Annotated in this window: 25 protein-coding genes; 20 read left to right on the top strand and 5 right to left on the bottom strand. The window is 63.4% G+C overall.

The window, feature by feature from the left end; translation table 11 throughout:
• The first annotated feature begins 3 nt into the window (after positions 1 to 3).
• The 5 genes from lpdA (at position 4) to ACEPP2_RS15825 (ending at position 4,551) form a co-directional block, all read left to right on the top strand.
• Entirely contained in the window at positions 4 to 1,449 is a 1,446-nt protein-coding gene (gene lpdA / locus ACEPP2_RS15845; RefSeq protein WP_395517146.1) for a dihydrolipoyl dehydrogenase, read from the top strand.
• Positions 1,450 to 1,522: 73 nt separating this feature from the next.
• On the top strand, positions 1,523 to 1,771 hold the full coding sequence (locus ACEPP2_RS15840) for a GlsB/YeaQ/YmgE family stress response membrane protein (protein WP_395517145.1): 249 nt from the start codon (positions 1,523 to 1,525) through the stop codon (positions 1,769 to 1,771).
• Positions 1,772 to 1,805: 34 nt separating this feature from the next.
• Positions 1,806 to 2,780 (top strand): lipoyl synthase, encoded by a 975-nt coding sequence (gene lipA / locus ACEPP2_RS15835; protein WP_052638242.1) that lies wholly within the window; start codon positions 1,806 to 1,808, stop codon positions 2,778 to 2,780.
• 76 nt (positions 2,781 to 2,856) lie between these two features.
• Positions 2,857 to 3,300, top strand: coding sequence for a type II toxin-antitoxin system RatA family toxin (locus ACEPP2_RS15830; protein WP_395517144.1), 444 nt, complete (start codon positions 2,857 to 2,859; stop codon positions 3,298 to 3,300).
• A gap of 84 nt (positions 3,301 to 3,384) precedes the next feature.
• A complete protein-coding gene (locus tag ACEPP2_RS15825; protein ID WP_395517143.1) occupies positions 3,385 to 4,551 on the top strand; it encodes a cation:proton antiporter in 1,167 nt (388 codons plus the stop codon).
• Between the two features lie 216 nt (positions 4,552 to 4,767).
• Here the strand turns inward: ACEPP2_RS15825 and ACEPP2_RS15820 are convergent, their stop codons facing one another.
• Together ACEPP2_RS15820 and ACEPP2_RS15815 are read right to left on the bottom strand one after the other, a co-directional pair.
• Entirely contained in the window at positions 4,768 to 5,271 is a 504-nt protein-coding gene (locus ACEPP2_RS15820) for a CinA family protein (protein WP_142587490.1), read from the bottom strand.
• A complete protein-coding gene (locus tag ACEPP2_RS15815) occupies positions 5,268 to 6,452 on the bottom strand; it encodes a bifunctional 2-C-methyl-D-erythritol 4-phosphate cytidylyltransferase/2-C-methyl-D-erythritol 2,4-cyclodiphosphate synthase (RefSeq protein ID WP_395517142.1) in 1,185 nt (394 codons plus the stop codon). Before ACEPP2_RS15815 ends, ACEPP2_RS15820 begins: the two co-directional genes overlap by 4 nt.
• A 176-nt stretch (positions 6,453 to 6,628) precedes the next feature.
• Between ACEPP2_RS15815 and dusB the strand changes: the two genes are divergently transcribed.
• From dusB to ACEPP2_RS15765, 10 genes are all read left to right on the top strand, one after another.
• Positions 6,629 to 7,627, top strand: coding sequence for a tRNA dihydrouridine synthase DusB (gene dusB / locus ACEPP2_RS15810; RefSeq protein ID WP_281977332.1), 999 nt, complete (start codon positions 6,629 to 6,631; stop codon positions 7,625 to 7,627).
• Entirely contained in the window at positions 7,624 to 8,772 is a 1,149-nt protein-coding gene (locus ACEPP2_RS15805) for a two-component system sensor histidine kinase NtrB (protein WP_077547343.1), read from the top strand. The genes dusB and ACEPP2_RS15805 overlap by 4 nt, the downstream gene beginning before the upstream one ends.
• A complete protein-coding gene (gene ntrC / locus ACEPP2_RS15800) occupies positions 8,769 to 10,220 on the top strand; it encodes a nitrogen regulation protein NR(I) (RefSeq protein WP_077547344.1) in 1,452 nt (483 codons plus the stop codon). The genes ACEPP2_RS15805 and ntrC overlap by 4 nt, the downstream gene beginning before the upstream one ends.
• Positions 10,221 to 10,383: 163 nt before the next feature.
• On the top strand, positions 10,384 to 12,654 hold the full coding sequence (locus ACEPP2_RS15795) for a sensor histidine kinase NtrY-like (protein WP_281977334.1): 2,271 nt from the start codon (positions 10,384 to 10,386) through the stop codon (positions 12,652 to 12,654).
• Positions 12,644 to 14,008, top strand: coding sequence for a nitrogen assimilation response regulator NtrX (gene ntrX, locus ACEPP2_RS15790; RefSeq protein WP_395517141.1), 1,365 nt, complete (start codon positions 12,644 to 12,646; stop codon positions 14,006 to 14,008). Before ACEPP2_RS15795 ends, ntrX begins: the two co-directional genes overlap by 11 nt.
• A gap of 35 nt (positions 14,009 to 14,043) precedes the next feature.
• The gene (gene trkA / locus ACEPP2_RS15785) at positions 14,044 to 15,420 is read left to right on the top strand and encodes a Trk system potassium transporter TrkA (protein ID WP_142587493.1); all 1,377 of its coding nucleotides are present in this window, start codon (positions 14,044 to 14,046) and stop codon (positions 15,418 to 15,420) included.
• Between the two features lie 23 nt (positions 15,421 to 15,443).
• On the top strand, positions 15,444 to 16,307 hold the full coding sequence (locus ACEPP2_RS15780; RefSeq protein ID WP_395517140.1) for a D-amino-acid transaminase: 864 nt from the start codon (positions 15,444 to 15,446) through the stop codon (positions 16,305 to 16,307).
• 110 nt (positions 16,308 to 16,417) lie between these two features.
• Positions 16,418 to 16,660: an RNA chaperone Hfq gene (hfq, locus tag ACEPP2_RS15775; RefSeq protein WP_037155370.1), complete on the top strand. Its 243-nt coding sequence runs from the start codon at positions 16,418 to 16,420 to the stop codon at positions 16,658 to 16,660.
• 44 nt (positions 16,661 to 16,704) lie between these two features.
• Entirely contained in the window at positions 16,705 to 18,075 is a 1,371-nt protein-coding gene (hflX, locus tag ACEPP2_RS15770; RefSeq protein ID WP_395517139.1) for a GTPase HflX, read from the top strand.
• Positions 18,076 to 18,144: 69 nt separating this feature from the next.
• Positions 18,145 to 18,732 carry a YdeI/OmpD-associated family protein gene (locus tag ACEPP2_RS15765; RefSeq protein WP_395517138.1) on the top strand — a complete coding sequence of 196 codons (588 nt, stop codon included), beginning with the start codon at positions 18,145 to 18,147 and terminating at the stop codon, positions 18,730 to 18,732.
• 32 nt (positions 18,733 to 18,764) lie between these two features.
• Here the strand turns inward: ACEPP2_RS15765 and ACEPP2_RS15760 are convergent, their stop codons facing one another.
• Positions 18,765 to 19,514 carry an SDR family oxidoreductase gene (locus ACEPP2_RS15760; protein WP_142587496.1) on the bottom strand — a complete coding sequence of 250 codons (750 nt, stop codon included), beginning with the start codon at positions 19,512 to 19,514 and terminating at the stop codon, positions 18,765 to 18,767.
• Positions 19,515 to 19,608: 94 nt separating this feature from the next.
• Between ACEPP2_RS15760 and ACEPP2_RS15755 the strand changes: the two genes are divergently transcribed.
• Positions 19,609 to 20,535 (top strand): AraC family transcriptional regulator, encoded by a 927-nt coding sequence (locus ACEPP2_RS15755; protein ID WP_395517137.1) that lies wholly within the window; start codon positions 19,609 to 19,611, stop codon positions 20,533 to 20,535.
• Positions 20,536 to 20,539: 4 nt separating this feature from the next.
• On the opposite strand, the gene mazG is transcribed toward ACEPP2_RS15755, so the two are convergent.
• Complete coding sequence (mazG, locus tag ACEPP2_RS15750; protein WP_077547352.1) at positions 20,540 to 21,364, bottom strand: nucleoside triphosphate pyrophosphohydrolase; 825 nt, start codon at positions 21,362 to 21,364, stop codon at positions 20,540 to 20,542.
• 24 nt (positions 21,365 to 21,388) lie between these two features.
• Entirely contained in the window at positions 21,389 to 21,967 is a 579-nt protein-coding gene (locus ACEPP2_RS15745) for a deaminase (RefSeq protein WP_077547353.1), read from the bottom strand.
• Between the two features lie 194 nt (positions 21,968 to 22,161).
• Here ACEPP2_RS15745 and cysG point away from each other — a divergent pair, with 194 nt between their 5' ends.
• From cysG to ACEPP2_RS15725, 4 genes are read left to right on the top strand one after another with little or no spacing between them, the layout of a single operon-like run.
• Positions 22,162 to 23,598, top strand: coding sequence for a siroheme synthase CysG (cysG, locus tag ACEPP2_RS15740; RefSeq protein WP_077547354.1), 1,437 nt, complete (start codon positions 22,162 to 22,164; stop codon positions 23,596 to 23,598).
• Positions 23,595 to 23,909, top strand: a complete 315-nt coding sequence (locus ACEPP2_RS15735) for a DUF2849 domain-containing protein (RefSeq protein WP_142587499.1) — start codon at positions 23,595 to 23,597, stop codon at positions 23,907 to 23,909. Before cysG ends, ACEPP2_RS15735 begins: the two co-directional genes overlap by 4 nt.
• A gap of 7 nt (positions 23,910 to 23,916) precedes the next feature.
• Positions 23,917 to 25,587, top strand: coding sequence for a nitrite/sulfite reductase (locus ACEPP2_RS15730; RefSeq protein WP_395517136.1), 1,671 nt, complete (start codon positions 23,917 to 23,919; stop codon positions 25,585 to 25,587).
• A gap of 11 nt (positions 25,588 to 25,598) precedes the next feature.
• Positions 25,599 to 26,105 (top strand): DUF934 domain-containing protein, encoded by a 507-nt coding sequence (locus ACEPP2_RS15725; RefSeq protein ID WP_395517200.1) that lies wholly within the window; start codon positions 25,599 to 25,601, stop codon positions 26,103 to 26,105.
• Positions 26,106 to 26,128 lie beyond the last annotated feature (23 nt).

Below are 26,128 nucleotides of genomic sequence, written 5' to 3'. Positions count from 1 at the left end.
CCCGTGTCCAACGCTTATGACGTCATCATCATCGGCTCCGGCCCCGGCGGCTACATCGCCGCGATCCGTGCGGCACAGCTCGGCATGAAGGTTGCGGTCGTCGAACGCGAGCACCTAGCCGGCATCTGCTCGAACTGGGGCTGCATCCCCACCAAGGCGCTGCTCCGCACCGCTGACGTCATGCACAGCGCCAGCCATGCGAAGGACTACGGCCTGACGCTCGAAGGCTCGATCAAGCCAGACATCAAGGCGATCGTCGCCCGCTCCCGCGGCATCGCCCATCGCATGAACAACGGCGTCGGCTTCCTGTTCAAGAAGAACAAGGTCGACATCATCTGGGGCGAGGCGAAGATCACCAAGCCGGGCGAGGTGGTCGTCGGCAAGATCTCCAAGCCCATCGTCCAGCCGCAGGGCCCCGTGCCGAAGAACACCCTGGGCGAGGGCACCTATTCCGCCAAGCACATCATCGTCGCGACCGGCGCGCGGCCGCGTGCGCTGCCCGGTATCGAGCCGGATGGCAAGCTCATCTGGACCTATTTCGAGGCCATGAAGCCGGAGGAAATGCCGAAGTCGCTGCTCGTCATGGGCTCTGGCGCGATCGGCATCGAGTTTGCCAGCTTCTACCGCACCATGGGCGCCGACGTCACCGTCGTCGAGATCATGAAGCAGGTCATGCCGGTGGAAGATGCGGAGATCTCCGCACTGGCGAAGAAGCAGTTCGAGCGCCAGGGCATGAAGATCCTGCTCGAGGCCAAGGTCGCCAAGGTCGAGAAGGGCGCCAACTCCGTCACCGCCACCATCGAATTGAAGGACGGCAAGACTCAAGCGATCACGGCTGACCGGATGATCTCGGCCGTCGGTGTCCAGGCCAATATCGAGGGCCTTGGTCTGGAAGCGGTCGGGGTCAAGACGGACCGCGGCTTCATCGCGATCGACGGGTACGGCAAGACCAATATCCCCGGCATCTATGCAATCGGCGATGTCGCCGGCCCGCCGCTGCTCGCCCACAAGGCCGAGCACGAGGCCGTCATCTGCATCGAGAAGATTGCCGGCCTGCCGAATGTTCATCCGATGGACAAGGGGAAGATCCCGGGCTGCACCTATTGCAACCCGCAGGTCGCCTCCGTCGGTCTGACGGAAGCCAAGGCGAAGGAGCAGGGCAGGGACGTCCGCGTCGGCCGCTTCCCCTTCGTCGCCAACGGCAAGGCGATCGCGCTCGGCGAAGACCAGGGTCTCGTCAAGACGATCTTCGACAAGAAGACCGGCGAACTCCTCGGCGCCCATATGGTCGGCGCGGAAGTGACCGAACTCATCCAGGGTTTCGTCGTCGCGATGAACCTCGAAACGACGGAAGAAGACCTGATGCACACGATCTTCCCGCATCCGACCATTTCGGAAACTATGAAGGAAAGCGTGCTGGATGCCTATGGCCGGGCCCTGAACGCCTGATCCTGCAATCGATGCCGGCTTGTTCCAGGGGCCGGCATCTCCCACATGTGAAGTCTCGATCGGAGGAACGGCAATGGAAGGCGTAGGCTGGTTTGCGGCCATCATCATCGGCGGGCTGGCCGGCTGGCTTGCCGGCAAGTTCATGGACCTGCGCTATGGCCTGTTCATGAACATCTTCATCGGCATCGTTGGTGCCATCGTTGCCAACGCCGTCTTCGAAGGCGCCGACATCCATGTTGCAGACGGATGGCTGGGTTTCCTGGTGACAGGTTTCATCGGCTCCTGCGTTCTGTTATTCCTTGCAAAAATCGCCCGTTGGTAACGGGAGCCGCTGACGCGGCAAAGGCAGGTAACTGATGGTAACCATTCTCGACAGGACCGCTGCGGAAGATCTCAAGCGCGTCCGCCATCCGGAAAAGGCGCATCGTCCGGACACTGAAGTCTTGCGCAAGCCGGAATGGATCCGGGTCAAGGCGCCTGTTTCCAAGGGCTATGCCGAAACCCGGTCGATCGTGAAGGAAAACAAGCTCGTCACCGTCTGCGAGGAGGCCGGCTGCCCGAATATCGGCGAGTGCTGGGACAAGAAGCACGCCACCTTCATGATCATGGGCGAGATCTGCACCCGCGCCTGTGCCTTCTGCAACGTCACAACGGGCCGCCCCAATGCGCTCGACCTGGACGAGCCGGAGAATGTCGCCAAAGCCGTACGCCAGATGGGGCTCTCCCACGTGGTCATCACCTCCGTTGATCGCGACGACCTCGACGACGGCGGCGCCGAGCACTTCGAGAAGGTGATCTGGGCGATTCGCGCGGCATCGCCGCTGACCACGATCGAGATCCTGACGCCGGACTTCCTCAAGAAGCCAGGCGCGCTGGAACGCGTCGTCGCCGCCAAGCCGGACGTCTTCAACCACAACCTGGAAACGGTGCCGGGTAATTACCTGACGGTTCGCCCCGGCGCCCGCTATTTCCATTCCGTTCGTCTGCTGCAGCGGGTGAAGGAACTCGATCCCACCATGTTCACCAAGTCCGGCATCATGGTTGGCCTCGGCGAGGAGCGGAACGAGGTACTGCAACTGATGGATGACCTGCGAACCGCAGACGTCGACTTCCTCACCATCGGTCAGTATCTGCAGCCCACCCGCAAGCACCACAAGGTCGAGCGCTTCGTCACCCCGGAAGAATTCAAGTCCTACGAGACCATCGCCTATACCAAGGGCTTCTTGATGGTCTCGTCCAGTCCGCTGACCCGCTCTTCCCATCACGCCGGCGACGACTTTGCCCGTCTGAAGGCGGCCCGCGAGCGGAAGCTTCTGGCCGCCGCGGAATAGCTGCCGCGTCAACTTGGCCGGGACGGCTCCCGTCCCGGCTCTTGCCATCCCCTGCTCCCGGCATTAGCTCTCCACCATGCCCAAGTTCGAGACTCATCGCCCCGTCAAGCATTCGCCCAAGCAGATGTATGATCTGGTGGCCGATGTGGAGAAATACCCGGAATTCCTTCCGCTTTGCGAGGCGCTGACGGTCCGGTCCCGCAAGGAGCGCGATGGCAAGACGCTGCTGATTGCCGACATGACTGTCGGCTACAAGGCGATACGCGAGACCTTCACGACGCAGGTCCTGCTCAATCCTGACGAACTGGCGATCGACGTGAAGTATATTGAGGGCCCGTTTCGTTACCTGGACAACCGCTGGCGGTTCGAACCAGCCGGCGAGGGTTGCAAGGTGCACTTCTTCATCGACTACGAATTCAAGAGCCGGATCTTGGGCGCTGTGATGGGCTCGATGTTTGACCGCGCCTTCCGCATGTTCGCCGAAGCCTTCGAGGCGAGGGCGGACCAGGTGTACGGCTGAATCGAAAACAGCCGGCGACACACTCAAATCTGGAGCAGCGCTGGAACCTCTGGATCAAAAACGGTTCACGCCCGTTGAGGGGCGATGCTAGATCTCAGCGAGTGGTCACCTGATCCCTATATCCTGGTTCTGACGGGACTGGGCTTCCTCATAGCGCTCGTCGCCTGGTTGCCATTGGCGCTCAAGCGCCTCCCTTTGTCATTGCCTATCGTCTGCATTGCTTTGGGTGCAGCATTGTTTATGAGCCCGGCGGTCTCCGATGAGCCACTGCCTCTGACCTATCCTGAATTTACGGAGCGCTTTACTGAATTCGTGGTGATCATCGCACTGATGGGCGCCGGCCTGAAGCTCGACCGCGTCTTCAGTTGGCGGCGATGGAGCGTGACCTGGCGTCTGCTGGCAATCACAATGCCCATGAGCATTGCAGCCATCACGGTTCTGGGGGTGTGGGGGCTCGGCCTGCCATGGGCAATTGCCTTGCTTCTCGGCGCGAGTCTGGCGCCGACTGATCCTGTTCTCGCCGCCGACGTTCAGGTCGGCCCTCCAAAGACCGGGGAGGAAGATGAGGTACGGTTCGGGCTCACATCAGAGGCGGGGCTGAACGACGGCCTGGCCTTCCCGTTCGTGAACCTTGCAATCGCGCTGAGTGTCTACGCTGCCAACGGTGAACCCTGGCTGGAGAAGTGGATACTTCACAGCGTTCTCTGGGAGGTTGGTGCCGGCATCGTCGGCGGCTGGTTGGTCGGCCGCATCTTCGGCTGGCTCACCTTCAGGATCCCCGCTGATACCAAGCTCGCACAGACGGGAGACGGCCTGATTGCAATCGCCGCGACCTTCGTCTCCTATGGCCTCACCGAAATCATCGAGTGTTATGGCTTCCTCGCCGTCTTCGTGACCGCCCTCACGCTTCGCCATGCTCATCGCGAGCACGACTTTCATCGGGAGATGCACGACGTCACGGAGCAGGTCGAGCGCCTGGCGATGATGATCCTGCTGTTGCTTTTTGGTGGTGCATTGGTGACCGGCCTGCTCGCGCCGCTTCGCTTCGCCGATATCGTCGCGGCAGTTCTCATCCTGATCGTCATAAGGCCGCTGGGCGGATTGATCGGCCTCATCGGGCTGGACGCCGCCTGGAGAGAAAAACTGACCATCTCCTTCTTCGGCATCCGTGGCGTCGGTTCGTTCTACTACCTTGCCTATGGCCTCAACCATATGCCCGTTGAAGACGGTGAGCGTCTCTGGCCATCGTAGGTCTGGTGGTGCTGCTGTCCGTCCTCCTGCACGGCTTGACGGTAACCCCGGTCATGCGGCTGCTCGACCGTAGCCGAGGGAGGGATCCTGATGCCACGGGTGTGCCGCCGCCCGGTTTGCAGGGGCCCGCTTCGGAGGCGATCTCAGAAAACTAGCTTGACGATCCCGGAGGGAGGCGAAGACTGCGGCAGTGGCCAACATTCGATGCGCTCGCCATCATCTGGTTTCGGCCGCCTCCAGCAGCATCTCCAGTGCGGTCCGCACCGTCGCGAGCCGCACCTCACTGCGGCCGATCGACCCGTAGCGCATTTCCCGATGGATCAGAATTCCGGCTCGCGTCTGGACGGCAAGATGCACGAGACCCACCGGCTTCTCAGCCGACCCACCGTTCGGGCCGGCAATCCCCGTGACGGCAACCGCCGCGCTGGCGCGGGACCGGTAGAGGGCACCATGCGCCATCTGCAGCGCGACTTCGCGCGAAACCGCGCCGTAGGCCGCAAGGCTTTTCTCCGACACGCCAAGCAGGTCCACCTTTGCCTCGTTGGTATAGGTTACGAAGCCGCGGTCGACGACGGCAGACGACCCGGAAATCTCCGTCAGGGCGCCGGCAATCAACCCGCCCGTGCAGGATTCGGCCGTGGACAGCATCTGCTGATGTTCGCGGTAAAGAGCGATGACCTGGCTCGCCGCCCGTTCGATATCCGCGGGGAAGAGACTCATGACCCGCGTCCGGAATACACGACTGTTGCCGTCGCGATGGCGGCGATGCCCTCGCGTCGACCGACAAAGCCGATCTGCTCGTTCGTGGTGGCCTTCACCGAGCAGCGCTCGGTGGCAATTCCCAGTATCTCAGCCATGGATTCGCGCATCGTCTGTCGGTGCGGGCCGATCTTCGGCGCCTCGGCGATCAGGGAGACGTCGGCATTCATGATGGTGCCGCCGTTCTCGCGAACGATCTCCGCGGCGCGCGCCAGGAAGATTTTCGACGGCGCACCCTTCCACTGGGGGTCCGAGGGCGGGAAATGATCGCCGATGTCACCGGCGCCGCAGGTCGCCAGCAGCGCATCGGTCAGCGCATGGAGCCCAACATCGGCATCCGAATGTCCCTTCAGCCTCTGGTCGTGTGGGATGAAGACGCCACACAGCGTGACCCCGTCTCCCGGCTCCAACTGGTGCACGTCATAGCCGTTCCCGGTCCGCACGTCCGGAAGTGCCGCCGCCGAAAGTCTCTCGTCCGCCATGGTGATGTCCCGCCTTACTGTCAGTTTCACATTGTCCGGAGAGCCTTCCACGATCGCAACCGCAACCGCCGCCCACTCGGCGATGGCGCAGTCGTCCGTGAAGTCGACACGGGACTGAGCGGCCGCCCTCTCATGTGCCTCCAGTATCGTCGCCAACCGGAAGCTCTGCGGGGTCTGGGCCGCATAAAGTTCCTCCCGCGAAATGGTCTCGATCACGCGCCCTTGCGTGCCCCGCTTGAGCGTATCAGTGACCGGAAGGGCAGGCAGCACGGCCTCGTCGCCCGCCTCCAGCCGGGCAGCGATGCGATCAAGAAGCACCCGGTCGACGAAGGGCCGGGCGCCGTCATGGATCATAACATGCGTCGCGTCCAGCGCCGCGACCGCCTGCAGGCCGGCAAGGACTGACTGCTGGCGCGTCGCGCCTCCTGTAACCGTCGACACGCGTTCCGTGGCGAGGCCACTGACGGCCTCCTCGAACAGGAGCTTGTCATCCGGATGGATGACGACGACGATCGGTCCGGCCTTCGACCAGTCGAGGAAGGCCTTCAGCGTGTGCGCGATCACGGCGCTGCCGCCGATCCTGCGATACTGCTTCGGTCCCTCTGCAGATCCTGCCCGTTCCCCACGTCCGGCTGCGACGATGACGATCCCGATATCCATGATGAGGGCGGCTCACGCTCAACTGACACATTCGATTGACAGGGGATGACTATAGACTCACAAGGCGTTTTGCCAGCCGCCCGACCCGTTCTTCTTTCCGCACGATTGCTCTTGTGGAAGGCGAAGAGAGTGGCTAAAAATGATGCAGTAATACTGCGTGCCCGAAAGATTGTCATTTGCCTGTTCCGCATCTTGCCACTCCCTTCAGCATCGGACCCGTCACCCTCAGGAACCGCGTGGTTCTGGCGCCAATGTCCGGGGTGACCGACCTGCCGTTTCGCGAGATCGCCTGGCGATGGGGCGCCGGACTGGTCGTCACCGAGATGATCGCCAGCCGTGAGCTTGCCATGTCCCGCGGTGAATCCTGGGCCCGCCTGAAGCGCGCCGGACTTGGTCCGCACATGGTCCAGCTTGCCGGTCGTGAGCCGCACTGGATGGCCGAGGCCGCCCGTATCGCCGCCGACAACGGGGCGGACATCATCGACATCAACATGGGTTGTCCCGCCAAGAAAGTAACCGGCGGCCTTTCCGGCTCGGCTCTGATGCGCGATCCCGTGCTGGCCCTTTCGCTGATCGAGGCGACGGTGAAGGCGGTGGATGTGCCGGTCACCCTGAAGATGCGGCTTGGTTGGGACGAGAACTCGATCAACGCCCCGCAGATCGCCCGTCAGGCGGAGGAGGCCGGCGTCAGGCTCGTTACGATACACGGTCGAACCCGCATGCAGTTCTACGAAGGCAGGGCGGACTGGAACGCGATTCGCGCGGTGCGCGAGGCGATTTCCATACCGTTGATCGCCAATGGCGACGTCCAATCTCCCGCGGATGCGCGGGAGATCCTCGCTGCGTCCGGTGCCGATGCCGTCATGATGGGCCGTGGCGCCCAGGGAAGGCCGTGGCATGTCGGAGCAATCGCCGGCCACCCGTCTCCCTCTTGCAGGGAGCAGAGGGAGATTGTCGCCGAGCACTACGAGGAGATGCTTGCCTTCTACGGCCGGGAAGCCGGGCTGCGGCACGCCCGCAAGCACCTTGGCTGGTATATCGACCGGTTGGCGACGTCGCTTCCCGTCGAGGACAAGGCAGCGATCTTCCGATCCACCGATCCAGAGGATGTCATGCAGAAAATGATGCAGGCGCTGCAGCTCCAGCCAGAGCTGGCTGCGAGGGAGGCCGCATGAACAAGCCCCAGCCGCCGTCGGGGGACAATGCGCTGGCGCTCGCCGTCCTCAATTCCGTTCAGAACCCGGTGATCCTCGTGGATCCTGCCGGGCATGTCGCCTTCGCGAACTGGGAGGCCGAATCCTTCTTCGGAGCCAGTGCCGCGCAACTCGCCCGCCATGACATCGCCACGCTCATTCCGTTCGGCAGCCCGCTCCTGGCGTTGATCGACCAGGTTCGGGAGCGCAAGGCGCCTGTGAACGAATACCGGGTCGACCTGTCGTCGCCGCGGCTCGGTCAGGAAAAGCTGGTCGACCTCTATGTGGCTCCGGTCGTCAGCGAGCCCGGTTCGGTCGTCGTCGTCTTCCAGGAACGCTCCATGGCCGACAAGATCGACAGGCAGCTGACCCATCGCGCCGCTGCCCGTTCAGTGACCGGCCTCGCCTCGATGTTGGCGCACGAGATCAAGAACCCGCTCTCGGGCATCCGTGGGGCAGCACAATTGCTCGAGACCTCGGTCGAAAGCGAAGATCGGGCGCTGACCAGGCTGATTTGTGACGAAACGGACCGCATCGTGTCGCTCGTCGACCGCATGGAGGTCTTTTCCGATGAGCGGCCGGTCGACCGGCAGCCCATCAACATCCATTCGGTTCTCGACCACGTGAAGGCGGTTGCCCAGGCGGGCTTCGGCCGTCACATCAGGTTTTCGGAGAACTATGATCCCTCGCTGCCGCCGGTCCACGCCAACCGCGACCAGCTGGTGCAGGTCTTCCTCAACCTGGTGAAGAACGCCGCCGAGGCCATCGGGGACCAAGCCGACGGCGAGATCATGCTGACCACGGCCTACCGTCCCGGCATCCGGCTTTCCGTCGCCGGGTCGCGGGAGAAGATCTCTCTGCCGCTGGAATTCTGCGTGATCGACAATGGTCCCGGTGTTCCTGCCGACCTGCTGCCGGACCTCTTCGACCCTTTCATCACCACAAAAACCAACGGCTCCGGCCTTGGTCTGGCGCTGGTGGCCAAGATCATCGGCGCCCATGGCGGCATCGTCGAGTGCGACAGCCAGGCTCGCCGGACCGTGTTCCGTGTCCTGATGCCGATGCACAAGGAGGAGAGTGCGCTGGAGCAAGGTGCTGCCCATAGAATGACAGGAAAAGCCCAATGACTGCCACCATCCTTGTCGCCGATGACGACGCGGCCATCCGCACCGTACTCAACCAGGCGCTGACGCGTGCGGGCTACGATGTCCGTATCACCTCCAATGCCGCAACCCTCTGGCGCTGGGTCTCGGCGGGCGAGGGGGATCTCGTGGTGACGGACGTGGTCATGCCGGACGAGAATGCCTTCGACCTGCTGCCGCGCATCAAGAAGGCGCGTCCCGACCTGCCGGTGCTGGTCATGAGCGCGCAGAACACCTTCATGACGGCCATCAAGGCGTCGGAGAAGGGGGCTTACGATTATCTGCCCAAGCCCTTCGACCTCACCGAACTGATCGCCATCATTGGCCGCGCACTGGCCGAGCCGAAGAAGAAGCCGGCCCGTCTCGAGGATGACACGCAGGATGGCATGCCGCTGGTCGGACGTTCCGCCGCCATGCAGGAGATCTACCGGGTCCTTGCCCGTCTCATGCAGACGGATCTGACGCTGATGATCACCGGCGAATCAGGCACCGGCAAGGAACTCGTCGCCCGGGCGCTGCATGACTACGGCAAGCGCCGCAACGGCCCCTTCGTGGCGATCAACATGGCCGCCATCCCGCGTGACCTGATCGAGTCCGAACTCTTCGGTCATGAGAAGGGCGCCTTCACCGGCGCGCAGGCGCGCTCGACCGGCCGCTTCGAGCAGGCCGAGGGCGGCACGCTCTTCCTCGACGAAATCGGCGACATGCCGATGGACGCGCAGACGCGTCTCCTGCGCGTCCTGCAGCAGGGCGAGTATACGACGGTCGGCGGCCGCACTCCGATCCGCACCGATGTCCGCATCGTCGCCGCGACCAACAAGGACCTGAAGCAGCTCATCAATCAGGGCCTCTTCCGCGAAGATCTCTATTACCGACTGAACGTCGTCCCGCTGCGCCTGCCGCCCCTGCGCGACCGGGCGGAGGACATTCCCGACCTGGTCCGCCACTTCATGCAGATGGGCGAAAAGGAGGGGCTGGACGTCAAGCGGTTCGACAGCGAGGCGCTCGATGCGATGAAGGCCTACGCCTGGCCTGGCAACGTTCGCGAACTTGAAAACCTGATGCGCCGGCTGATGGCGCTCTACCCGCAGGACGTCATCACCCGCGAGATCATCGACGCCGAATTACGCTCGGATACGCCCGACAGCCCGATCGAAAAGCTCGGACCGCGCGGCGAAGCCCTGTCAATCTCGCAGGCTGTGGAGGAGAACATGCGCTCCTATTTCGCCAGCTTCGGCGACAGCCTGCCGCCGCCTGGCCTCTACGAGCGCGTACTGCGGGAGATGGAGTACCCGCTGATCCTCGCGGCACTGACCGCCACCCGCGGCAACCAGATAAAGGCAGCCGATCTGCTCGGGCTCAACCGGAACACCTTGCGCAAGAAGATCAGGGAGCTTGGCGTCTCCGTCTATCGCAGCGCGCGCAGTGCATGAACCCTGATTGACTCTCCACGGGTTTCCGTTGCACTTTCGCCACAATGCGTTGCTTATTGGCAACGAATCTCGCCGATGCGGGCATTGCGCTCGCGGGTAGACAGGAAGTCGGGTGCGGCGCTGACGGCAGCGAACTGATCTCGCACGCGCAAGGAGTTTAGCAATGGTCGAGGGCGTCTTTTCGCCCGCGGAAGAAGCCGGATCGGATCTTGAAGCCCAGGACCGTCGCGCATCCTTCGCATTGCCGGGCCTCCTGCTTGCCGGAGGGGCGCTTCTCTGCGCTATCCTCACGCTCTTCGTCCTGCTCGGACTCACGCCGATCGCGCCCACCACGCCGGTGGTCATCGCCTCCGCCGTCCTCAACGGCATCTTCGTTGTCGGGCTTCTCTATCTCATTGGTCGCGAGCTCAGCCGGCTGCTGAGAGCGCGCAACAGGGGACGGGCGGCCGCGCGTCTTCACATCCGTGTCGTTGCGCTTTTCTCGATCGTGGCAATCACGCCTGCGGTGCTTGTGGCACTGTTCGCGAGCATCACGCTGAGCGCGGGCCTTGACCGCTGGTTCTCCATACGCACGCAATCCATCGTCCGGTCCTCCACCGATGTGGCGCAGGCCTACATGATGGAGAATGCGAGCTACCTGCAGGGCCAGACGGTATCGATGGCCAATGACCTCGAGCGCAATCGCGCCACCTTCTACCTGGACCGCACCGGCTTCGTCGATCTGATGACCCGCCAGGCACGGGGCAGGGGGCTCCTGGGCGCCTTCCTCGTTCGAGAGGACGGGGCGGCGATCGCCCAGGCCGACATCTCGACGGAGCGCCCGCTCCCGGCCATACCCAAGGACGCTTTGGAAAAGGCGGCCGCAGGGCAGCCGACGCTGATCCCGCCTGGCGTGACCAATCTCGTCGGCGCCATCATCAAGCTGGATGCGTTTCCCGGAACATTCCTCTACACCATCCGCGCTGTTGATCCGAAGGTCATGGCCGCGATGCGTCTGATGGAGGACAATACGGCCGAATATCAGGCCATGGAGGCCGGCCGGGCATCATTGCAATTCGCCTTTGCGATCGTCTATCTGGGATTCGCATTGATCGTCCTCCTGGCCGCCATATGGACGGCCATTGCCGTTGCCGACCGGATCGTTCGTCCCATCCGCCTTCTGATCAGCGCAGCCGACAGCGTCGCCACGGGAGACTTGAACGTAGTCGTCCCGGTCCGGGCGGCCGATGGCGATGTCGGTAGCCTGTCGCGCACCTTCAACAAGATGATTTCCGAGATTCGCAGCCAGCGCGACGAGATCCTCGAGGCAAAGGATGAGGTGGACGACCGGCGGCGATTCATTGAGGCGGTTCTCTCGGGCGTGACCGCTGCCGTCATTGGCGTCGAGGACGACCGGCGGATCACCATCGTCAATCCGTCCGCTGAGGCGTTCCTGGGTCTGTCGGCCGAGCGGTTGATCGGGCGCAATCTCTCCGAAGTCGTGCCGGAGATCGACAGCGTCCTCTCGGAGGCTGCCTCCCGCGCCCGTAACGACTTCCGCAAGCAGGTCAACCTGATGCGGGGCGGCAAGGAGCGGACGCTGAGCGTCCAGGTTACGCGGGAAGAGCAGAGCACCTCTCGCGATTCCTATGTGATTACCCTCGACGACATTACCGACCTCGTCATCGCCCAGCGGTCGACTGCCTGGGCGGATGTCGCGCGTCGCATCGCTCATGAGATCAAGAACCCGCTGACGCCCATCCAGCTTTCGGCCGAGCGCTTGAAGCGCCGCTACGGCAAGCAGATCGCCGACGATGACCGGGCGGTCTTCGACCAGTGCACGGACACGATCGTGCGCCAGGTGGGGGACATCGGACGCATGGTGGACGAGTTTTCCTCCTTTGCTCGGATGCCGAAGCCGGCGAAGGAGCAGACGGATCTGCGCGACATCCTGCGCGATGCGGTCTTCCTGAGGGAAATGGGTACCACCCACGTGGAGTTCCTGCGGGAGCTGGGCGACGAGCCCCTGGTCGGAATGTTCGACGCGCGGATGCTCGGCCAGGCCTTCGGCAACCTCGTCAAGAATGCGGTGGAAGCCATTGAGGCCGTGCCGGGCGATCAGGAGCGCGACGGGCGGAAGGTCTGGGTCAGGGCGAACTACGAACCGGCCCGCGATACTTTCGTTGTCGACATCATCGACAATGGCAGCGGGCTTCCGGCGGAGAACCGGCACCAGATTCTGGAGCCGTACATGACGATGCGCGAAAAGGGCACGGGCCTTGGGCTGGCCATCGTCAAGAAGATCATCGAGGAGCATGGGGGGCAGATTGAACTGCATGATGCGCCCCCTGAGTTTGATCATGGCCGCGGTGCCATGATCAGGGTCCTGCTGCCGCACATGGTAGCGGGCGGGACCGGAACTGAAACTGATAGGGAACTCGCATATGGCGTCTGATATTCTGGTCGTGGACGACGAGTTGGACATTCGCGAGATCGTCTCCGGGATCCTTTCCGACGAGGGGCACGAAACCCGGACGGCGCATGACAGCGACAGCGCGCTGGCCGCCATCTCCGATCGGGTGCCACGGCTTGTCTTTCTCGACATCTGGATGCAGGGCTCCAAGCTCGACGGCCTCGCCCTGCTCGACGAGATCAAGAACCGGCATCCTGACCTGCCCGTCGTGATGATTTCCGGTCACGGCAACATCGAGACCGCCGTCTCGGCGATCAAGCGCGGCGCCTTCGATTTCATCGAAAAGCCGTTCAAGGCAGACCGGCTGATCCTCATCGCCGAGCGGGCGCTGGAAAACTCGAAGCTGAAGCGCGAGGTCAGCGAGTTGAAGCGGCGGACCGGTGACGCCGTGGAACTCGTCGGCACCTCCGTTGCCGTCTCGCAGCTTCGCCAGACCATCGACAAGGTGGCGCCGACCAACAGCCGCATCATGATTCTCGGGCCCTCCGGCTCCGGAAAGGAACTGGTCGCCCGGATGATCCACCGCAAGTCGTCCCGCGCCAACGGTCCGTTCGTGGCGCTGAATGCCGCGACGATTACGCCGGACCGGATGGAGGTCGCTCTCTTCGGCACCGAGGGCGGCCCCGGACAGCAGCGCAAGATCGGCGCCCTGGAGGAGGCACATCGTGGCATCCTTTATCTCGACGAAGTGGGCGAGATGCCGCGCGAGACGCAGAACAAGATCCTCCGTGTCCTCGTCGACCAGCAGTTCGAGCGGGTCGGCGGTTCGAAGCGGGTCAAGGTGGACGTACGGATCATCTCGTCGACCGCTTACAACCTGGAGAGCCTGATCGCGGAAAGCATCTTCCGCGAGGATCTCTACCACAGGCTCGCCGTCGTGCCGGTGAAGGTTCCGGCGCTGGCCGAGCGGCGCGAGGACATCCCCTTCCTGGTCGACATGTTCATGCGCCAGATTTCCGAACAGGCCGGCATTCGCACCCGCCGAATCGGCGAGGACGCCATGGCGGTGCTGCAGGCCCATGACTGGCCGGGCAACATCCGTCAGCTCCGCAACAATATCGAGCGGCTGATGATCCTGGCGCGAGGCGACAGCCCCGACAGCGTGATCTCGGCCGACATGCTGCCGACCGACCTCGGCGACATGCTCCCGAAGATTTCCTCCCAAGGCGATCATCACATCATGACCTTGCCGCTCCGCGAGGCCCGTGAAATGTTCGAACGCGATTACCTGATCGCGCAGATCAACCGCTTCGGCGGCAATATCTCGCGGACGGCGGAATTCGTCGGCATGGAACGGTCGGCCCTGCATCGCAAACTGAAGTCTCTCGGCGTCTAGGCCAGTCTCCGGCCTGCAGCCATGAAAGAAGCCCCATGAAAGTCATCATTTGCGGAGCGGGGCAGGTCGGCTACGGCATCGCCGAGCGCCTGTCCCAGGAAGACAACGACGTCTCCGTCATCGACACGTCCGCCTCGCTGGTTAACGCGATCACGGAGACGCTGGATGTGCGGGGCTATGTCGGGCACGGGGCGCATCCGGATATTCTGGCGAAGGCCGGCGCCGAGCAGGCGGACATGATCATCGCCGTGACCCTCTACGACGAGGTCAATATCGTCGCTTGCGAGGTGGCCCAGGCTCTGTTCAGCGTCCCCACCAAGATTGCCCGAATCCGCGCCCAGAGCTATCTGGCACCGGAATATTCGAATCTTTTCAGCCGCCAGAACATGTCGATCGATGTGACGATCTCGCCGGAGATCGAGGTCGGCAAGATGGTGCTGCGGCGGATTTCCTTCCCAGGCGCGACGGACATCGTCCGGTTTGCGGAGGACTCGATTGCCATGCTGGCAATCGAGTGCATGGAGGATTGCCCCGTCCTCAACACGCCGCTACAGCAGTTGAGCCAGCTGTTCCCGGACCTGATGGCGACGGTCGTCGGCATCTACCGCAATGGCAGGCTTGCCGTCAGCCGGTCGGCGGACCAACTGGAAGCGGGAGATCTCGCCTATGTCATCTGCCAGCGTGACCACGTGCGCCGTACGCTGGGTCTCTTCGGGCATGAGGAACAGGAAGCGCGCCGCATTATCATCGCCGGTGGCGGCAACATCGGCCACTATGTCGCACGCACAATCGAACAACTCCAGCCGAGAACCAGGCTGAAGATCATCGAGACCGATCGTGAGCGCGCCGCCGCCATTTCCGAGCAATTGCGCAACGCGGTCGTCCTGCATGGCTCAGCCCTCGACCAGAACATCCTGCAGCAGGCAGACGTCCAGGACGCGGATCTCTTCGTCAGCCTGACCAACAGCGATCAGATCAACATCCTCGGTGCGGTGATGGCCAAGTCACTCGGTTGCAAGTCGAACCTCGTGCTGATCAACAGCTCCTCGCTGAACAAGGTCACGCAGTCCCTCGGCATCGACGCGCAGATCAACCCGCGCGCCGTCACCATTTCCCGGGTGCTCCAGCATGTTCGCAAGGGACGCATCCGCTCGGTCTACGCCGTGCAGCAGGGCTCGGCGGAGGTGATCGAGGCCGAGGCACTCGAGACGTCGCCGCTGGTCGGCAAGCCCTTCCGCGAACTGGACCTGCCCGACGGCATCCGCATAGGCGCGATCTATCGCGGCGGTACCGTCATCCGCCCAAGCGGCGACACGAAGATCAAGGCGCATGATCGCGTCGTGCTGTTCTCCACCGCGGCGGCAGTCAAGAATGTCGAGCAGATGTTCCGCGTCTCCATTCAATATTTCTGAGCATCGATCGGATCGGCTAGCCCATGTCCAGAATTGCCTATGTCAACGGCCGCTACCTTCCCCACTCAGACGCCGCCATCCATATCGAGGATCGCGGTTTCCAGTTCGCAGATGGTGTCTACGAGGTCTGCGAGGTCCGCGACGGACTGATCATCGACCTGACCCGGCATCTCGACCGGCTCGACCGGTCTCTCCGCGAACTGCGCATGGCAAGTCCGATGGCGCGTGAGCCGCTGAAGCTCGTCATCAGGGAGGTCCTCCGCCGCAACCGGGTCAGGAACGGTCTCTTCTACCTGCAGGTGACGCGCGGGGTCGCCCGTCGCGACCATTACTTCCCCGCCGCCGGCACTTTGCCGACGCTGACCATCACTGCAAAATCCGTCGATCCGCAGCCGGCCCGGGCGCGGTACGAGACGGGCATCAAGGTCATCACCGTCCCGGAGAACCGCTGGGACCGCGTCGACATCAAGACGGTCGGCCTTCTTCCCAATGTCCTGGTGAAGCAGCAGGCTAAGGATGCCGGCGCCCAGGACGCCATATTCGTCGATGCCGCCGGCAAGGTCACCGAGGCGGCCTCCTCGAATGTCTGGATTGTCAGCGCCGATGGCATGCTGGTAACGCGTCCGGCCGAGCACGGGATCCTGCGCGGCGTCACGCGAACGACGGTGCTCGATGTGGCGGCCAGCCTCTCGGTCCCCGTCGAGGAGCGTGAGTTCACGGTCGAGGAAATGCTCGCGGCGCGCGAAGTCTTCCTCACCTCGGCGACGGGCTCGTGTGTTCCGGTGGTTGCCGTCGACGGGCGGACCATCGCCAATGGTCATCCTGGCAGCGTTGCCGCCGCCCTGCGTGGTGCCTTTTTGCACATTGCGGAAAAGACGCCGATTTGATAACGAGGATTTCATTGGGGGATGGAAGCACGCGGGCGCTTCCCGTATTTCTCTGAAATGTGATCAGATCATCCCGGCAGGATGCCGGCAAAAAAGAAAGAAGCGGCGCTATGGCGGAACGTTCTCAGAACTTGCAGGACCTGTTTCTTAATACTGTCCGTAAGCAAAAGATTTCTTTGACGATTTTTCTTATCAACGGTGTGAAGCTGACCGGCGTTGTCACCTCCTTCGACAATTTCTGCGTTCTCCTGCGCCGTGACGGCCATTCGCAACTCGTGTATAAGCACGCGATCTCTACCATCATGCCCGGCCAGCCGATGCAGATGTTCGAGAGCGAAGAAAACGCGGCCTGACAGGACAGTAGCTGATTAAACATCGCGACACCTCGAATGAATCGATGATCCCGGAGACCGACCGTCGCCGGGACGACATGCGCGCCGTGGTGCTCGTGCCGGTGCTGAAGAACGCCCGCGCCTCCCGTGCAGCACAGCCTGAGGCTGCACCCGCACCCCAGCGGTCGGAGGAGGCACGCCTCGAGGAGGCCATCGGCCTTGCCCGGGCGATCGACCTCGAAGTCGTGCAGGGTTTGATCGTGCAGGTCTCCCAGCCTCGCCCGGCCACTCTTATGGGAACGGGCAAGATGGGCGAGATCAAGGCGCTGCTCGACCAGCACGACGCCGGCCTTGTCATCGTCGACCATCCGCTGACGCCGGTACAGCAGCGCAATCTCGAAAAAGAATGGAACGCCAAGGTCATCGACCGGACCGGTCTGATCCTGGAAATCTTCGGCCGCCGCGCCTCCACCAAGGAGGGCACGCTGCAGGTCGATCTCGCCCATCTGAATTACCAGAAGGGTCGCCTTGTCCGCAGCTGGACCCACCTTGAGCGGCAGCGCGGTGGCGCAGGCTTCATGGGTGGTCCCGGTGAAACGCAGATCGAGGCCGACCGGCGGCTGCTCCAGGAGCGCATCGTCAAGCTCGAGCGCGAACTGGAGCAGGTGGTGCGGACCCGCCAGCTTCACCGCGCAAAGCGCCGAAAGGTGCCGCATCCGATCGTTGCCCTCGTCGGCTACACGAACGCCGGAAAATCGACCCTCTTCAACCGCATCACCGGTGCCGGTGTTCTCGCCGAGGACATGCTGTTCGCCACGCTCGATCCGACGCTGCGCCGCATGAAGCTGCCGCATGGGCGCACCGTCATCCTGTCCGATACCGTCGGCTTCATTTCCGATCTGCCGACGCACCTTGTTGCAGCCTTCCGCGCCACGCTTGAAGAAGTGCTCGAAGCGGATCTCATCCTGCATGTCCGCGACATGTCCGATCCGGACAACGCTGCGCAATCTACAGACGTCATGCGCATCTTGTCCGATCTCGGCATCGACGAGAAGGAGCGGGAGGCCCGGATCATCGAGGTCTGGAACAAGATCGACCGCCTCGATCCCGAGGCCCATGATGCGATGGCGGAACGGGCAAGCGGCCGCGATAACATCATGGCCGTGTCGGCGATCACGGGCGAGGGCGTCGATGCGCTGCTGGCAGAGATCGCCCGCCGGCTGTCCGGCGTGCTGACCGAAACCACGGTCGCGATACCGGCAGACAAGCTGGCGCTCGTCTCCTGGGTCTACGAGAACGCGATCGTCGACGAGCGCCGAGACCAGGAGGACGGTTCGGTCGAGCTCGACGTGCGGCTCTCCGAAAGCCAGGCGGCAGCGCTCGAGCGCCGGCTTGGCAATGGCCCCAAGCCCGAGAAGGAAGACTGGGAGCGGTAGTCCGCAGCGGTGCCGCCCACGCCTTCGGTTGCATTCTGAAACACGTTATTCATGGGTGGGAGGAGCACCATGAGCGATGACGACCGGAAGATCGATGCCTTCTTCTCCGATCAGGAGCGTTGGCGCGAGGAACTCCTGGCCCTGAGAAAGATCCTCCTGGACTGCGAGCTTGTCGAAACATTCAAGTGGAGCTCCCCCTGCTACACCGTCGACGATGGCAATGTCGCGCTGCTGTGGGGTTTCAAGGATGCGGCCACGCTCGGTTTCTTCAAGGGCGTCCTCCTGAAGGACCCTGAGAAAATCCTCATCGCGCCCGGAGAGAATTCCCGGTCCTCGCGCATCCTCCGCTTCACCGGGACTGCCCAGATTGCCGGACTGGAGAAGACGATCAAGGCCTATGTTCGCGAGGCCATGGAGCTGGAGTGCGCGGGTGCCAAGGTCGACATGCCGAAGGATGATCTCGATTATCCGGAGGAACTTGTCTGCGCCCTTGGGGAGGATCCTGAATTGCAAGCTACCTTCGAAGGCCTCACTCCCGGCCGCCGGCGCGGCTATGTCCTCCATTTCTCCCAGGCCAAGCAGTCCCAGACGCGTCGCGCACGCATCGAAAAGCATCGCAGCCGCATCCTGGCGGGCAAGGGAATGCACGACCGATAGCCGTGGCTCTCCCCGGACCGCCAGAGACTTCGCTATCCGGCTAGTGCCACCGCATCCGCGCCGGCAGCGATGCGCATGGGCGACAACGGATCGGTGGCCGCCCGCCAAACCGCCGCCACCACATCGGCCGGATGCGTGACTGGCGCCTCCACTTGCTGTTCCCGGGCGCTGAAGATCTGCTTGACGAAATCTTCATACGGGCTTGGAAAGCCGCCCTGATCCTGCAGCCGGCTGCGCGCAGTTCCGCCGAAAGCCGTGTCCGGAGCCCGTCCCGGCAGCACCAGCCGGACCCTGATGTTGAACGGCTCAAGCTCCAGTGCGGCCGATTCCGTGAAAGCGTTCACGGCCGCCTTGCTCGCGGTGTAGGCGGACAGGAGCGGCAGCGGCTTCAGCGTCACGCTCGAGGACACATTGATGATGACGCCCTCCCGGCGTTTGCGGAACTGCGGCAGCACGGCCTGCGTCATCGCCATCGTGCCGAAGGTGTTCGTCTCGAAGAGGTCCCGCACGGTCTCCATCGGCGTGCCTTCTATGACGTTCATCCAGCCGATGCCGGCATTGTTGACGAGCACGTCGATCGGGCCTGCCGCTTCCAAGGCCGCACAAATGCTCTCGGCATCACGCACATCCAGCGCCAGAACCGTGAGATTGCCGGAGGAGGGGAGGACGTCGTTTCGCGGCCTGCGCATGGTAGCGACCACACGCCAGCCCTTGTCGAGGAAGAACTTTGCGATTTCCAAGCCGAAGCCGGACGAGCAGCCAGTGATCAATATGGTTTTCATATCTGTCTCCGAGGTTGTGTCCCGAGCATCATGGACCGCGCAAGCGCGACTAGCTATAATGATAGGTACCAAAAACGTTATCGAGAGTATTCGAATGACTGATCCGCTCGCCGAAATGGTTGGGGTCCTTGCACCCGGCGTGCCTATGTCAAAGGTGGTCAGCGGCTCGGGGAGCTGGCGCGTCGATCGCCTCGAACAGGGTAACCCGTTCTATTGCGTGGTTCTGGAAGGAAGCGCGGACCTCTGGGTTCAGGGGCGCCCGCCGATCACCCTGCAGGAAGGCGACTTCGTCTTGATCCCGGCCGCCTTCGCCTTCACCATGTCCAGCGCGCAGGACACCGACAGGAACGAGGAGACCCGGTGGACAATCACCATGCTGGAGGGAGAGACGAGGCACGGGGATCCGCACGGGACCGCGGATGTCCGCTTGCTGATCGGTCACTTCGTCTTCGGTTCGCCCGACAGGAACTTGCTCGTTTCCCTTCTGCCGCAACTCCTGCACATCCGCGGCGAACAACGCCTGTCCATGCTGGTCCGACTGATCACTGATGAGGCCCGCACCGACCGGCCGGCGCGGGAGATGATCCTTGCGCGCCTGCTCGAAGTCCTGCTCGTGGAAGCCTTGCGCTCTGCCGCCGCTGAAGCTGCGCCACAGGGGATCGTTCGCGGGCTTGCCGATCCGCGCCTGGCGCTCGCCATCCGGCGCCTGCACCAGGATCCGGCAAGGCCCTGGACGGTCGAACAAATGGCAAAGGAGGCAGCCCTTTCCCGCTCCGCATTCTTCAACCGCTTCCGCCAGAAGGTGGGTGTCGCACCGATGGATTATCTGACGTCCTGGCGCATGGCGCTGGCGAGGAACCTGCTGCGCTCAGGGCAGGCGGGACTGCAGGAGATTGCTGAACGTGTCGGCTACGGCTCCGCCAGCGCGTTCAGCACCGCATTCACGCGGCTGGTCGGCGTACCGCCCTCGCGATTTGCTGAGCAGGCGGCAGTCAACCGCCTTTCCGCCGCAGCCGCTTGAGCCGTTATCGCTCTCCCAGCTTCGCCGCCTGCCAGAGCTCTTCCATCCGCTCCAGTGTCGCCGCTTCGAGCGTCTCGCCTGATTTCTGAAGTTCCGTCTCGATGTGCCTGAACCGACTCCGGAACTTCGTGTTCGTGCCGCGCAGCGCATCCTCCGGGTCGGCGTCGACGTGGCGGCCGATGTTGACCAGCGCGAAGATGAGGTCGCCGAGTTCGTCCTTCACTTTGTCCTTCTGTCCGCCGCGGAGCGCCTCGCGCAACTCGGCAACCTCCTCCTCGATCTTGTCGAGGATTGGCTCTGCCTCCGACCAGTCGAAGCCGACCTTCGCCGCCCGCTGCTGCAGCTTCAGTGCTTCCGTCAGCGCCGGCTGGCTGCGCTGCACGCTGCCGAGATAGCCGGCCTTGAAGTCTTCCTGGATCCCACGCCGTGCCCGCCGCTCGGCGCGCTCGCGCTTCTCCTCCGTCTTGATCTCATCCCACTGGACTTTGACGGCGCCGGGCGTATCAGCGTCAGAGATCGCGAAGACATGCGGGTGGCGGCGGATCATCTTGCGGGTCACAGCATGGACGACGTCGCCGAAGGAGAACTCACCGGCCTCCTCGGCCATCTGTGCGTGGTAGACGACCTGCAGCAGGAGGTCGCCCAACTCCTCGCAGAGGTCGTCGAGGTCGTTACGCTCGATGGCGTCGGCCACCTCATATGCCTCCTCGATCGTATAGGGCTTGATCGTCTCGAAGGTCTGCACGATGTCCCAGGGGCAGCCGCTTTGCGAATCGCGCAGCGCCTTCATGATGTCGATCAGGCGGGAGATGTCTCGTGAAGCTTCCATGGCGTCGATGGTCCTCAGCGAACTTTAGCGGAGCGGGATGGAATTAGCGGACTTGCCGGCCTGATAGGTGCCGGAAAGCCGGTCATAGGCCGCGCGGATTCTTGCCGACTGCTCCAGCAGAGCCGTTCGTTTTGGCTCTTCCTCCACCGCCACGAGGTCTGCGATCGCATGTGAATGCCAGAAGGCGTTCTGCCGCCGGTAGCCGCCTGGTGGAAGGCCGAAGACTTCGTTCAGGATCTTCAGGTCATGCGGAATGGCGAAGGCGTCGCGCGAATCCTCGTGGCTGAAGAAATAGTAGAAATTGTCGAAGCCCGCCCAAGTGATCGCCGACATGCACATGGTGCAGGGTTCGTGGGTGGAGAGGAAGATCAGGTCCTTGGTGTCAGGCTTTGCGTCCAGTTCGTAGAAGCGCTTCAGCGCATGCACCTCGCCGTGCCAGAGCGGGTTCTCCATCTCGTTGTTGGTCTCGGCGAGCACCAGCGACAGGTCGGACTTGCGTAGGATCGCCGCGCCGAACACCTTGTTGCCGGCCGCCACGCCGGCCTCCGTCAGCGGCAGGATGTCATTCTCCATGACGTCGAGGAGGCGGGCAACAAGGGACATGGCTTCTTCCTTAGGGACGGGCCGCCGGACGGATGCGGAATCACCGCCGGCGCCTGCGGGTATCGGTGGCTTTTACTCAAGATGGCAGGCGAGCGAGAACAGAAATGTTCGCACGCCGTGCAACTCGCATATCGGTTTCTTCTGTCTCAAGGTGCGATGGGTGATATTGTGCAGCCAAGCTCGAAAAGGTCGTCATGTCCACCACCCGTTTGACAACATTCCCGGCATTCTTCCGCGTCAGCGGTAGGACCGTTGCAGTCTTCGGCAATGGCGACGAGGCGTTCGCCAAGGTCCGGCTGCTGCGCAACACGGATGCACACATCGTCGCCTATGCCGAGGATCCGGAACCCGATTACCGGGACTATCTGGCAGCAAACAAGCTTGACGTCATCGCCGCTTCTTTCGCGGCTGACCAGGTGGACGGTGCCGCTCTCGTCTTCGCTGCGACCGGCGACGAGCAGCAGGATCAGGCCATTGTCACGGCTGCCCGCGCCGCGAGGATTCCGGCCAATGCGGTCGACCAGCCGGAATTTTGTGACTTCCTCACCCCGGCCCTCGTCAACCGTGCGCCGGTTGCCGTCGCGATCGGCACGGAAGGAGCAGGTCCGGTGCTGGCGCAGATGATCCGCGCCCGCGTCGACCAGATGCTTTCGCCGTCGCTCGGCCGGCTCGCTTCCCTTGCCGTTGATTACCGGGATTCCGTCGAACGGTTGATCCCCAAGGGGGTATCGCGTCGCATCTTCTGGCGCCGCTTCTTCACCGGCGCTGTCGCAGACAGCGTTGATGCAGGTGACGTCTCCGGCGCCCGCCGCTCTGCCAATGCCCTGCTTTCCACCTCGGGCCGGGCCGAAGGCCATGTCTGGCTCGTGGGTGCCGGCCCCGGTGCCGAGGATCTGCTCACGCTGCGCGCCCAGCGCGTGCTGATGGAAGCCGATGTGATCGTCTATGACGCTCTCGTCCCCCAAGCAATCGTCGACATGGGCCGCCGTGATGCGGAGCGCCTGTCCGTTGGGAAGCGCAAGAACTGTCATTCCAAGTCGCAAGGCGAGATCAATCGTCTGCTGGTGCGGCTGGGGCAGGATGGCAAGCGCGTGGTGCGCCTCAAGTCGGGCGATCCGCTGGTCTACGGCCGGGCAGGGGAGGAGATGGCTGCTCTCCGCGAGGCCGGCATCTCTTACGAGATCGTGCCGGGCATCACCTCCGCCTTTGCCGCAGCCGCCGATTTCGATCTGCCGCTGACGCTACGGGGTGTCGCCTCCTCGCTCATCTTTACGACCGGCCACGACCTCACCGGCGACGTAATGCCAGACTGGGCAAGGCTCGCTGTGTCCGGCGCCACCATCGCCGTCTACATGGGCCGCTCGGTTGCCGCCTCCGTGGCCGGCCGGCTGGTGGAAGCCGGCCTGTCGCCAGACACGACCGTGGCCGTGGTGGAAAATGCCAGCCGCACCGATCGCCGTCTTTTCCACGGGGTCCTGAAGGAACTTCCGGATCTCGAGGCGAGGGACGATCTCGCCGGTCCGGTCATGGTCATCATCGGCGAGGCTGTCGCCGGTGCGAATTTTCAAAGATCCGAGCCCCTGTCCGCATGGACTGCGACGGCTCGCGCCAGGATGGGAAGTGAAGCATGACGGACAAGGTCCTCACCGCAAACAGGCTGACGGACGGCATCGCCGTATGGCTGGATGCCAACGGCCATTGGGTGGAAAACCTGCAGGACGCGCTGGTCGCCCGCCATGCCGAGGCCGTCGCCTCGCTGGAAGCGATCGGCAAGCGGGACTTCGCCGCCAACCGCGTCGTCGACGTCAATGTCATCGACGTGCAGGAAGTCGCTGGCAAGCTTTGGCCGATCCGGCTGCGCGAGCGCATCCGTGCTGCCGGCCCCACCATGGAATACGCCGCGGGCTACCGCCCGGCCGATGCGGCCTTCATCGCAGTCTGAGGATATCATGTATCGTTACGACGAATTCGACCACGCCTTCGTCAAGAGCCGCGTCGAGCAGTTCCGCGACCAGGTCAACCGCCGCCTCTCCGGGGAACTGACGGAGGACGCGTTCAAGCCTCTGCGCCTGATGAACGGCGTCTACCTGCAGCTGCATGCCTACATGCTGCGGATCGCCATTCCCTACGGCACGCTGAACGCCAGGCAGATGCGCATGCTGGCGCATGTGGCGCGCACGTATGACCGGGGCTACGGGCACTTCACCACGCGGCAGAACCTCCAGTTCAACTGGCCGAAGCTGTCGGACACGCCGGCCATTCTCGACGAGCTGGCGACGGTCGAGATGCATGCGCTGCAGACCTCCGGCAACTGCATCCGCAACGTCACCGCAGACCACTTTGCCGGCGCCGCCGCCGACGAGGTGGCCGATCCGCGGCCCTATGCCGAGATCCTGCGCCAGTGGTCTTCGGTCCACCCGGAATTCTCCTACCTGCCGCGCAAGTTCAAGATCGCCGTCACCGGGGCCGAGCGCGACCGGGCGGCGATACAGGTCCACGACATCGGCCTGCACCTGAAGAAGAACGACAAGGGCGCGCTCGGCTTTGCCGTCTATGTCGGCGGCGGGCAGGGGCGTACGCCGCTGGTGGCCAAGAAGATCCGCGACTTCCTGCCGGAAGAGGATCTGTTGACCTACACCACCGCGATCGTGCGCGTGTACAACCTCTTCGGCCGGCGCGACAACAAGTTCAAGGCGCGCATCAAGATCCTCGTCCACGAGATCGGCGTGGAGGAGATGACGCGGCGCGTGGAGGAGGAGTTCTCGCACCTGAAGGGCACCGAGCTGACGCTGCCGCAGGCCGATATTGACGCCATCACCCGCTACTTCGCGCCTCCCTCCCTGCCGGAGCGGCCGGAGGGCTGGGGGCAGATCGCCGGCTGGAAGAAGCAGGATCCGGATTTCGCGCGCTGGGTGGAACAGAACGTCGAGCCGCACAAGCATCCCGATTACGGCATGGTGACGATCTCGCTGAAGCCGATCGGCGGCATTCCAGGCGATGCGAGCCACGAGCAGATGGATGCGATCGCCGAAATCGCCGAGGAATATGCCTTCGACGAGATCCGCATCAGCCACGAGCAGAACGTCATCCTGCCGCATGTGGCGTTGGCGGATCTCGAGCCGGTCTACCGCGCCCTCGTCGCCCAGGGACTGGCGACGGCCAATGCCGGGCTGATCACCGACATCATCGCCTGTCCGGGGCTCGACTACTGCGCGCTGGCGAATGCACGCTCGATTCCGGTGGCGCAGGAGATTTCGACCCGCTTCGGATCACCGGAGCGGCAGGCGGAGATCGGCGAGCTGAAGATCAAGATCTCCGGCTGCATCAACGCCTGCGGCCATCACCATGTCGGGCATATCGGCCTTCTGGGCGTGGAGAAGAAGGGTGCCGAGCTCTACCAGATCACGCTCGGCGGTTCCGGCGACGAGAACACCTCGATCGGCGAGATCATCGGCCGCGGCTTCGAGCCGGCCAAGGTGACCGATGCGGTGGAGACCATCGTCGACACCTATCTCGGGCTTCGCCTGTCGAAGGAGGAGACCTTCCTCGAAGCCTATCGCCGCGTCGGGCCGCAGCCGTTCAAGGATGCGCTCTACGGTTCGACGGCGGAAGCGGCTTGAAGGGGCGGATGATGACAAGGATCTGGAAGGAAACCGGCTTCGTCGAAAACGACCCATGGGTGGTCGAGACCGAAGAACACCCCGCGACGGGCGAGCAGACGCCGCTCTTGTCCCTCGACCAGCTGATCGAGAAGGCGGAAGCCAGCAACGACGTCGGCCTCGGCGTGCTGATCAGGCCTGCCGACGATGTGCACCGGCTCCAGCCTTATCTCGACCGGCTGGCGATCGTGGCCGTGGAGTTCCCCGCATTCAACGACGGCCGGGCATTTTCGCATGCCTCGCTGCTGCGGGAACGGCTGGGTTATCAAAATGAGCTGCGGGCGGTGGGCGACGTGCTGATCGACCAGATCCCGCTGATGCTGCGGGTCGGGATCGACAGCTTTGCCGTCACCAACGAGACGGCGCTGCGACGGCTGGCGGAAGGCCGGCTGCCGGCCATTCCCGTCCACTACCAGCCCGCCGCGCGACCGGCAGCGGATGGCCCCGGCTACAGCTGGCGCCGCTGCTCCACCGGCTGACCGGTTGAAAGCGGATTTTCCGG

Origin of the sequence: Pseudorhizobium flavum, from assembly GCF_044142885.1 — a bacterium.
GTDB lineage: Bacteria > Pseudomonadota > Alphaproteobacteria > Rhizobiales > Rhizobiaceae > Neorhizobium > Neorhizobium flavum.
Note: the sequence above shows the minus strand (reverse complement) of the source record. Positions and strands in the feature narration are given on the sequence as shown.